This window comes from Methylobacterium sp. WL6 (assembly GCF_008040095.1).
Lineage (GTDB): Bacteria > Pseudomonadota > Alphaproteobacteria > Rhizobiales > Beijerinckiaceae > Methylobacterium.
Genome location: NZ_VRVH01000183.1, coordinates 1 through 9059, shown reverse-complemented (window position 1 = coordinate 9059; position 9059 = coordinate 1). Strand labels below are relative to the sequence as shown.

The window sequence follows — 9059 nt, the reverse complement described above, 5'->3', positions numbered from 1 at the left end:
GCGCCGGACGCTGCGGGCGCTCGCGGCCGGGCGCTCGCTCGACGCGGTCACCAACGCCGCCCAGCCCGAGGACCCGCATGCGGGCTTGCTCGCCGCGATCCAGGGCCAGGACCCGCGCGGCGTCCGCGCCTTCGTCGAGGACGTGCTGGCGATCGCCGGGATCTCGGCGGTGGGCGGGCGCAGCGCCGGCGAGATCGCCGAGCGGTTCCTGGCCAAGGCCGCGGCCCAGGCCAACGGCGGCGCCGGCCTGAACGCCGAGAACCGTGCGCTCGTCGACCGCTACCGCGCGATCGGGGGCGACCCGGACGCCGCCGCCCGCGACCTGCGGGGCCTCGTCCGCGACGCGGGCCTGCGCCACGACGCGCTCGAGGCGGCGCTCGACCTGTTCGAGGAGCGCAACGGCTTCATCGCCGCCCGCGGCCTGGCGCTCGAGGGTTTTCGCTTCTCCGGCGCCTTCGCGCGCAACCTCGACTACTATACCGGCTTCATCTTCGAGGTGACGGCGACGACGGACCGCGCCGGCCCGGTGCTGGTCGGCGGCGGCCGCTACGACGGGCTCCTGACCCATCTCGGCAGCGCGACCGCGCAGCCGGCGGTCGGCTGCACCTTCTGGGTCGACCGCGTCGCGCGCTGGGTCGACCCCGCGGCGGGAGCCGGCCGACCCGTGGCGGGAGCCGCCCGATGAGCGAGACCATGGACATCCCGGACGCCCCCCTGGTGCTGGCCGTGCCCTCCAAGGGCCGGCTGCAGGAGAACGCCGCCGCCTTCTTCGGCCGCGCCGGCCTGCGCCTGGCCCAGGGGGCGGGCGCTCGCGACTACCGCGGCAAGCTCGTGGGCGTGGCCGGCGTCGAGGTGCGCTACCTCTCCGCCTCCGAGATCGCGAGCCAGCTCGCCTCGGGCGCGGCCCATCTCGGCATCACCGGCGAGGACCTGATCCGCGAGACGCTGCCCGACGCGCACGGCCAGGTCGAGCTCCTGACGCCGCTCGGCTTCGGCAACGCCACCGTGGTGGTGGCCGTGCCCCAGGCCTGGATCGACGTGCGCGCCATGGCCGACCTCGACGAGGTCGCCGCCGAGATGCGCGCCCGCCACGGACGGCGCCTGCGCATCGCCACGAAGTACGTCAACCTCACCCGCCGCTTCTTCGCGGAGAAGGGGGTGGCCGACTACCGGATCGTGGAGAGCCTGGGCGCCACCGAAGGCGCGCCGGCCGCGGGCTCGGCCGAGATCGTGGTCGACATCACCACCACCGGCGCGACGCTGGCCGCCAACGCCCTGAAGATCCTCGACGACGGGGTGATCCTGCGCTCGGAGGCCAACCTCGTCGCCTCGCTCAACGCGCCCTGGGGCGCCCACCAGCGCGACGCGCTGCGCGCCGTGCTCGGCCGGATCGCCGCCGAGGAGCGGGCGCGGACCACCCGCGAGGTCCGCGCCGCGATGCCGGATTCCGGCGCGATCGACCTCGCCAGCATCAGCGGCCTGCACGAGGCCGAGCTGCCCTACGGCGCCCCGCGCGGGGCCGACGGCGAGATCGTGATGCGCTGTCCCGCGGACGCGGTGTTCGACCTCGCCGACGCCCTGGTCCGGGCCGGCGCCAGGGCCGTCACCGTGCGCCGGATCGACTACGCCTTCGCCGCCGAGAACCCGCTGGCGGAGCGGCTCCTGGCGCGGCTGTAGCGGCTGCAATCTGGCAAGACGCCCCGTGCCGTGCTAGATGTCTTCTCGTGGGCGACACGGTGACAATCTGCCTGCCGTAGCACTGCCGTCCCCCATCGATGGCAGGAGCGCATTGCGGGGTTCCAGCAGGCCCCGCCCCACGGCGTGAGGAGGCTTCGGCCTCCTTTCGCATGTCAGAGGGCGGCCCGGATGAGCGGGTACGGCTTGCGCAACTCCCGTATCATGTCCCGGTCCCGCATCGTTGGGACCACCAACCGGTCGCCTATTGCGGCCCCTGCTTGGCGAATTCCGACTGCACCGCGCGCAGCACCGTCAGGCGCGCGTCGTAGATCGCCTTGAGGCAGGCGGTGTCGGCGGCGCAGGCGCGGCGCTCGGCGAGCCAAGTCTCCTGGTCGTCGCGCAGCTTGGCGCGGCCGCCCATCGGCAGCACGTCCTTCAGGATCTCGAAGCGGGTCGCCATCTCGACGTCGCGGTCGTTCAGGGCGAGCGTGGTGCAGACCGCCCGCTCGTCGGCGGCCTTCGCCGCCTCGCAGTCGAAGCTCGCGGCCCGGGCCGGCCCGGCGGCCAGCAGGAGGGCGAGGGCGGGCAGGACGAGGCTCGGCTTGATGGCGAAGGTCATGGCGGTCCAACGGGGTGCGGCGGCGATGCGTTCGCCATCGCATGCCGGCAGGGTTAACCGAACGGAAAAATCGCTTCTTTCGGAGCCGCCGACAGAACGCCCCCCTGCGGTCGCAGCCGCGTCGGGCGGGGGATGGCTCGACCTCCGCCGACGATCTCCGGACCGCGATCGCCCCGCTCTCGCCGCCCCGGTGTTGACGCCTCCCTCGACCCGCCCCGGAGGCGGACGGCCTCCCGTCGACCGCCGCACCGCCCTCGCCGGCATCGCGTTCGGGCGGCGCTCAGGCCTGCCCTGCACGCTGAGACCGGATTCGGGATCGGCCAGATCATCCCCCCGCCCGGACAGCTTCCAACCAGCGGTAGTTCATGCCGGATTAACACGCTGCGAGGTGTGATCGCGGTGCGACGTGCGGAACAAGCGTCGCTCCTTGAGGTGTTCCCATGAAGATCAAGAGCAAGACTTCCACCATCAAGTCGGTATCTGTCGCGCTCGGCGCGCTCGTCCTCGTGAATACGGGCGCTTGCGCTCAGTACGCGTCGGATCAGGCCGCGCACGCCGCCGACGTCCGCGCCATCCAGGCCCGACGCGATCAGCATGCCGCCAACGTCGCGGCGCTGTACGGGGATTACGCGGCGGCCGATGCCTACGCGCACGCCGCCCATGTTCGCCGCGTTCAGTCCTACCGGGACGCCGGGTACGCGCAGCGGCTCCGGTACTGGGGCTACTGAGGTCCGGATCGATCGTCTGCCGCCAGCCGATCGATGTGCGCGCCGAGCCGGGACGACGGATCGTCCCGACCCGGCGCGCGGACGCGGCCGCACGGCGATCGAAGATGTCTTTCCATCCGGCATCCATCGCGCTCGAACATGCCCTAGAGGCCGGGCTTCACGATCACCAGCACGACGATGACGATCATCAGCAGCGTCGGCACCTCGTTGAGCACCCGGTAGAACTTATGGCCGCGGGTGTTCCGGTCGGCGGCGAAGTCCTTGACCATCCGGGCGAGCCAGCCGTGGATGCCGCTCATCGCCAGCACCAGCAGGAACTTCGCCTGGAGCCACCCGGTGACGTAGGCGCCGCTGGTCCAGGCCAGCGTCAGCCCGAGCACCCAGGTGACGATCATCGCCGGATTCATGATCGCCTTGAGCAGGCGCCGCTCCATCACCTTGAACGTCGCCGACTGCGCCGCCGCGCCCGGCCCGGGGGGGAGGGCGGCGTGATAGACGAACAGCCGCGGCAGGTAGAGCATCCCGGCCATCCACGCGATCACCGCGACGACGTGGAACGCCTTGATCCAGGGATAGAGGGTGTCGAGCACGGGCGAGGGTTCCGGATGGGATGGTCGGGCAGGGCGCACGTCTCCGACATCGCACGGATAGGGCGCGTTTCCCCTCTCCCCGCGTGCGGGGAGAGGCCCACAGGCACCTCGTCGTGCCTGTGGGAAGCGGCGGCGAAGCCGAAGCGGCGGTGAGGGGGCGCGGACGAACGAGGCTCCGCCGTCGAAGCCCCCTCACCGTCGGCTGCCGCCTCGCCGCGACGACGACGAGGTCGTCGCGGCCCTCTCCCCGCAGGCGGGGCGAGGGGATGCGCGGCCTCTCGGACGCTTTTCAGGAGGACGGCGAGCCGCCCCTCAACCGCGCCAGCATCTGCTCCACGTGGGCCACCGGCGTCTGCGGGGTGATGCCGTGGCCGAGGTTGAAGATGTGCGGCAGGCCGCGGGTGGCCTCGAGCACCGCGTCGACGGCGGCGTCGAGGGCCGCGCCGCCTTCGATGAGCGTGTCGGGGTGGACGTTGCCCTGGGTCACCGTCGTCGCCGGCACCCGGTCGCGCAGGGCCTTGAGGTCGATCGACCAGTCGACGCCGACCGCGTCGGCGCCGGTCTCCGGCACCACCCGGGCATGGCCCTCGAGCCCGGCGCCGCGGCAGAACACGATGATCTTCGCATCCGGCACCTCGGCGCGGATGCCGGCGACCATCCGGGCGATCGGCCCGAACGACCAGCGGCTCAGCGCGTCGCGCTCGGTCTCCTCGGGAAGCGCGCTGTCGGAGACGTCGCCCACCGGCTCGACCAGCGCCGTGCCCGGCGGCAGCGCCGGCGGCAGCGTGCCGGCATGCGACTCGAAGATCTGCACCGCGTCGGCGCCGGTCCGGAGCTGGCGCACGAGGTAGGCGGTCTGCACGGTGACCAGGCGGTCGATCAGCGCGTCGACCAGGCCCGTGTCGGCCTCGGCCAGCGCACGGGCGGGCGCGAGGTCCGGCGTGCCCCGTCCCCCGATCATGTAGCTCGCCACCGTCCAGGGGCCCCCGCAGAAGCCCAGGAGCGTGGTCTCGGGCGGCAGCTCCGCCCGCAGGCGCCGCACCGTCTCGAAGACCGGCGCGAGATGGGCGAAGATCGCCGGGTCGTCGGCCTGGCGCAGGCGCTCGAACGCGGCCCGGCCTTCGAGCGGATCGAGGCGCGGCCCCTCGCCCTCGACGAAGCGGACGTCCTGCCCGAGGGCGTGCGGGATCACGAGGATGTCCGAGAACAGGATCGAGGCCTCGAAGCCGAAGCGCCGGATCGGCTGCAGCGTGACCTCGACGGCGAAGTCCGGGCTGTAGCAGAGGTCCAGGAACGAGCCGGCCTCCGCCCGCGTCGCCCGGTACTCCGGCAGGTAGCGCCCGGCCTGGCGCATCATCCAGGCGGGGGGCGGCGAGACCGCCTCGCCGGCGAGCACCCTGAGGACCTTGCGGTCGGGACCACCCTGCACCGTGCCCTGCGTGGTCATCCTGTCCCCCAATGCCGCCTCCCGTTCCGCCCTGCCGGGCTCAGGTCTCGTTCTCGAAAGGCCCGTTCGTCCGGTCCCCGTCGCGGCGCGACGAGGCCGTCCCCAGGCCGGCTCTATCTTAGAGAAGAGAGATTCTAGGACTCTGTTTTTTCTCTTGGAGGCTGAGTCACGGGATCGCAACCGTGTCCACAGGCTCTCCCGGCCGCAACGCCGTTAAGCAGGCTTTAACGGATTGCCGCTAATGTCTGCGATAGGCCAGTCCCGCCAGCGCCTTGCGCGGTGCGACGGAGCCGTGCGCGTGCCTGCGTCCCGGATTCTCCCAGGCGCACGGATTCCGCCATGCCGATCATGACGGCCTGTTGACGCCGGAGTCGATGGATTTCGCGGTCTCCGGCTGGACCGGGCCGGCGGGCCATCCTATCCACACTCATCGACTCCCCTGACGGCCGGCGGTGGATAAGGGCGTTTCGTCCCCTTTTCCCGATTCCGAGGAGACCGGATGCTTCGAGCGGCCGCGCGTTCCGACATCGTCTCCTCCGGCCGCCGGATGCGGTCGGCGCCCTGCGGGGACGCGTGCGGGCGGCGAGGGGCACGGATATGAGCCGCAGCTACTTCCACCTCCACCTCGTCTCGGATTCCACCGGCGAGACCCTGATCAACGTCGGCCGCGCGGCCGCCGCGCAGTACGAGGGCGTCTCGGCGATCGAGCACGTCTACCCGCTGGTGCGCTCCGGGCCGCAGCTCGAGCGGGTGATCTCGGAGATCCAGGCGGCGCCGGGCCTCGTGCTCTACACCCTCGTCGGCGGCGATCTCGGCGAGCGGCTGGAGAGCGCGTGCCGGGAATCGAGCTCGCCCTGCCTGTCGGTGCTGCAGCCGGTGCACAACCTGCTGCAATCCTACCTCGGCACCCAGAAGGCGGCGCGGCCGGGGGCGCAGCACACGCTCAACGCGGAGTACTTCAAGCGCATCGACGCGATGAACTTCACCCTGGCCCACGACGACGGCAACCTGCCCGACGACCTCGAGGAGGCCGACGTGATCCTGATCGGGGTCAGCCGCACCTCGAAGACGCCGACGGGGATCTACCTCGCCAACCGCGGGCTCAAGACCACCAACCTGCCGCTCGTGCCCGGCATGCCGCTGCCGCCGGCGCTGGAGCGGGTGCGCAAGGCCCTCGTCGTCGGGCTGATCGCGTCGCCCGAGCGCATCGTCCAGATCCGCCAGAACCGGCTGCTCAGCCTCAAGGCCGACGATTCCTCGATGTACGTCGACAAGGACGCGGTCGCCGACGAGATCACCGCCTCGCGCCGCCTGTTCAGCAAGAACCGCTGGCCGACCATCGACGTCACCCGCCGCTCGATCGAGGAGACCGCCGCCGCGATCCTCGACCTCTACCGCGACCACCGGCTGAAGTTCATCGCGGCGTGAGGCCGGCCCTCACGCCCGCCCTGCTGCCGGCCGGGCGGATGCTGGGCTCCAGGCCCGAGGCCCGGAGCACGCCCATGAAGGTCGCGAGCTGCGGATTCCCGCGGTTCGACAGGGCGCGATAGAGGCTTTCCCGCGATCGGCCGGTCGCCTGGGCGATCCGGGCCATTCCGTGGGCGCGCGCCGCCTTCCGGCAAGGACGCGCGGGCGGCGTATCGCCGGCGTGAGCAGCGATGCAGCTTCGAAGCGACACTTCGTCGGCCCGATGCTGGGCCCACGGCCCGTCCCGCAACGCACACCCGCCCGCACCCACCCCGTTGACCACCCGCTAACCCGGGTCGCGGTAGACCCGTCTCGGGGCCAGCGTCGCGTATCGGTCCCGCCGGCCTCGTCGCCCGGTTCATCCCGGACGGCGGGGCTTTGCGCGTCGCGCCCGGCGACGATCGGCTTGCGGGCGCGCGCCGATCCGTGACACTCCGGCGGGATGCAGCCTTCCTCCCCCTGGCTCGGGTCCGCGCCGCTCCTCCTCGCCTCGACCAGCCCGACGCGGCGGATGCTGCTGGAGAGCGCCGGCCTGGCCGTCGAGACGACGGCGCCGGGCGTCGACGAGCGCGCGGTCGAGGCGGCCTGCGCCGGCCCGGATCCCGGGACTTCGTCCGGGACCCTTTCGCCCGAGGCCTTGGCGCTGCGGCTCGCCGAGGCCAAGGCGGTGGCGGTCGCCGGGCGGCATCCCGGCCGCGTCGTCGTCGGGGCCGACCAGGTGCTCGCCTGCGACGGCGCGGTGTTCCACAAGCCCGCGGGCCTGGACGCGGCGCGCGCGCAGCTGGCGCGCCTGGCCGGGCGCACCCACGCCCTGCACGCGGCGGTCGCCCTGGCGCAGGACGGCGCGGTCGAGAGCTTCGTCGAGACCGCGCGCCTGACCCTGCGCCCGCTCGATCCCCAGGCGATCGCGACTTATGTGGCGCTGGCGGGCGCGGAGCGCGTGCGGGCGAGCGTCGGCGGCTACCAGCTCGAAGGGCTCGGCATCCATCTGTTCGAGCGGGTCGAGGGCGACCACAGCACCATCCTGGGCCTGCCGCTGCTGCCGCTGCTCGCGCGGCTGCGGGCCAAGGGCCTCCTGGCATTCTAGGGACGCGACATGGCGGGACACGATCACCACGACCCTGCCGGGCACCGGCATCCCGATGCGGGGCACGACCGGGGCCACGACCATGCCGGCCATGATCACGGTGCGCATGACCACGCGGGTCACGACCATGCCGGGCACAGTCATGCCGGACATGGTCATGGCGGCCACGGCCACGTCCACGCGCCGGCGAGCTTCGGACGTGCCTTCGCCATCGGCATCGGGCTCAATGCCGCCTTCGTGGTGATCGAAGCCGGCTATGGATGGGCCGCCAACTCGATGTCGCTGGTGGCCGATGCCGGCCACAACCTCTCCGACGTGCTCGGGCTGGTGGCCGCCTGGGTCGCCTCGGTGCTGGTCAAGCGCCGCTCGACCGCGCGCTTCACCTACGGCCTGCGCGGCTCCTCGATCCTGGCCGCCCTGTTCAACGCCGTGTTCCTGCTCGTCGCCACCGGCGCGATCCTGTGGGAGGCGGTCTCGCGCCTGATCCATCCCGAGCCGGTGGCCGGCACCACGGTGATGGTGGTGGCCGGCCTCGGCATCCTGGTGAACGGGGTCACCGCCTGGCTGTTCGCGTCGGGTGCCAAGGGCGACATCAACATCCGCGGCGCCTTCCTGCACATGGCCGCCGACGCCGCGGTCTCGGCCGGCGTCGTGCTCGCCGGCCTGATCATCCTCGCCACCGGCCTCGACTGGATCGACCCCGCCGTCAGCCTCGTCGTCGCCGGGCTCATCGTCTGGGCGACCTGGGGCCTGCTGCGCGACAGCGTCGCGATGTCCCTCGACGCGGTGCCGCCGGGCATCGACCCGGACGCGGTGCGCGCCTATCTCGGCGCCCGTCCCGGGGTCTTGGGCCTGCACGACCTCCACATCTGGCCGATGAGCACCACCGAGATCGCGCTGACGGCCCATCTCGTGATGGCGGACGGCCATCCGGGCAACGGCTTCCTCGTGGAGATCGCCGAGGCCCTGCGCGCCCGCTTCGGCATCGCCCACGCCACGGTGCAGATCGAGGAGGCCGGCGGGCCGCCCTGCCTCCTCGCGCGGGAGTGCGTCGCGTGAGGCGCGCCTTCGTCGTCGGCCACCCGATCGCGCATTCGCGCTCGCCGCTGATCCACGGGCACTGGCTGGCCGAGCACGGGATCGCCGGCAGCTACGCACGCATCGCCGTCGCGCCGGCGGACTTCGCCGAGTTCTTTCGCCGGCTACCGGAATCGGGTTTTGCCGGCGGCAACGTCACGATCCCGCACAAGGAGGCGGCTTTCGCGCTGAGCGACAGCCTGACGCCGCGAGCGCGGGCGATCGGCGCGGTCAACACGCTGGTCGTCGGCGCCGACGGGCGCATCGCCGGCGACAACACCGACGCGCCGGGCTTCGCCGCGCATCTCGACCGGAACCTCGGCGAAGGCTGGCCCGAACGGGCCGGCACCGCGCTGGTGCTCGGGGC

General features: G+C 72.5%; 10 protein-coding genes and 2 pseudogenes. 8 read left to right on the top strand and 4 right to left on the bottom strand.

Annotated features, from left to right (window positions below; translation table 11 throughout):
- Together FV230_RS19655 and hisG are read left to right on the top strand one after the other, a co-directional pair.
- On the top strand, positions 1-685 hold a 685-nt coding region (locus FV230_RS19655; protein WP_187275559.1), incomplete at its 5' end, for an ATP phosphoribosyltransferase regulatory subunit.
- Positions 682-1677 (top strand): ATP phosphoribosyltransferase, encoded by a 996-nt coding sequence (gene hisG / locus FV230_RS19650; protein WP_243932811.1) that lies wholly within the window; start codon positions 682-684, stop codon positions 1675-1677. The genes FV230_RS19655 and hisG, both read left to right, overlap by 4 nt.
- 262 nt (positions 1678-1939) lie before the next feature.
- On the opposite strand, the gene FV230_RS19645 is transcribed toward hisG, so the two are convergent.
- On the bottom strand, positions 1940-2296 hold the full coding sequence (locus FV230_RS19645) for a lysozyme inhibitor LprI family protein (protein WP_147843583.1): 357 nt from the start codon (positions 2294-2296) through the stop codon (positions 1940-1942).
- Between the two features lie 190 nt (positions 2297-2486).
- Here FV230_RS19645 and FV230_RS30890 point away from each other — a divergent pair.
- Both FV230_RS30890 and FV230_RS19640 read left to right on the top strand, forming a co-directional pair.
- Positions 2487-2588, top strand: a pseudogene (locus FV230_RS30890) (IS5/IS1182 family transposase); the annotation flags it as partial.
- Positions 2589-2736: 148 nt separating this feature from the next.
- On the top strand, positions 2737-3024 hold the full coding sequence (locus FV230_RS19640) for a hypothetical protein (protein ID WP_147728165.1): 288 nt from the start codon (positions 2737-2739) through the stop codon (positions 3022-3024).
- 143 nt (positions 3025-3167) lie between these two features.
- Here the strand turns inward: FV230_RS19640 and hemJ are convergent, their stop codons facing one another.
- Entirely contained in the window at positions 3168-3614 is a 447-nt protein-coding gene (gene hemJ / locus FV230_RS19635; RefSeq protein ID WP_147728164.1) for a protoporphyrinogen oxidase HemJ, read from the bottom strand.
- 289 nt (positions 3615-3903) lie between these two features.
- Positions 3904-5061, bottom strand: coding sequence for a uroporphyrinogen decarboxylase (locus tag FV230_RS19625; RefSeq protein ID WP_147843582.1), 1158 nt, complete (start codon positions 5059-5061; stop codon positions 3904-3906).
- Between the two features lie 597 nt (positions 5062-5658).
- Between FV230_RS19625 and FV230_RS19620 the strand changes: the two genes are divergently transcribed.
- Positions 5659-6489, top strand: a complete 831-nt coding sequence (locus tag FV230_RS19620; protein WP_147728162.1) for a pyruvate, water dikinase regulatory protein — start codon at positions 5659-5661, stop codon at positions 6487-6489.
- On the opposite strand, the gene FV230_RS31375 is transcribed toward FV230_RS19620, so the two are convergent.
- Complete coding sequence (locus tag FV230_RS31375; RefSeq protein WP_348642153.1) at positions 6476-6739, bottom strand: addiction module antidote protein; 264 nt, start codon at positions 6737-6739, stop codon at positions 6476-6478. The two genes, FV230_RS19620 and FV230_RS31375, sit on opposite strands and share 14 nt — an antisense overlap.
- A gap of 231 nt (positions 6740-6970) precedes the next feature.
- Between FV230_RS31375 and FV230_RS19605 the strand changes: the two genes are divergently transcribed.
- The 3 genes and pseudogenes from FV230_RS19605 to FV230_RS19595 all read left to right on the top strand — a co-directional run.
- The gene (locus tag FV230_RS19605; RefSeq protein WP_147843581.1) at positions 6971-7615 is read left to right on the top strand and encodes a Maf family nucleotide pyrophosphatase; all 645 of its coding nucleotides are present in this window, start codon (positions 6971-6973) and stop codon (positions 7613-7615) included.
- A 9-nt stretch (positions 7616-7624) separates the two neighbouring features.
- Positions 7625-8674 (top strand): cation diffusion facilitator family transporter, encoded by a 1050-nt coding sequence (locus FV230_RS19600; RefSeq protein WP_147843580.1) that lies wholly within the window; start codon positions 7625-7627, stop codon positions 8672-8674.
- Positions 8671-9059 (top strand): annotated as a pseudogene (locus FV230_RS19595) (shikimate dehydrogenase); the annotation flags it as partial. The gene FV230_RS19600 and the pseudogene FV230_RS19595, both read left to right, overlap by 4 nt.

Excerpts from the sequence above, each read along its gene's own strand:
- hisG (WP_243932811.1), top strand. The coding sequence starts at position 682 with ATGAGCGAGACCATGGACATCCCGGACGCCCCCCTGGTGCTGGCCGTG.
- FV230_RS19605 (WP_147843581.1), top strand. The coding sequence starts at position 6,971 with ATGCAGCCTTCCTCCCCCTGGCTCGGGTCCGCGCCGCTCCTCCTCGCC.
- FV230_RS19645 (WP_147843583.1), bottom strand. The coding sequence starts at position 2,296 with ATGACCTTCGCCATCAAGCCGAGCCTCGTCCTGCCCGCCCTCGCCCTC.
- FV230_RS19625 (WP_147843582.1), bottom strand. The coding sequence starts at position 5,061 with ATGACCACGCAGGGCACGGTGCAGGGTGGTCCCGACCGCAAGGTCCTC.
- FV230_RS19600 (WP_147843580.1), top strand. The coding sequence starts at position 7,625 with ATGGCGGGACACGATCACCACGACCCTGCCGGGCACCGGCATCCCGAT.
- FV230_RS19620 (WP_147728162.1), top strand. The coding sequence starts at position 5,659 with ATGAGCCGCAGCTACTTCCACCTCCACCTCGTCTCGGATTCCACCGGC.
- FV230_RS19640 (WP_147728165.1), top strand. The coding sequence starts at position 2,737 with ATGAAGATCAAGAGCAAGACTTCCACCATCAAGTCGGTATCTGTCGCG.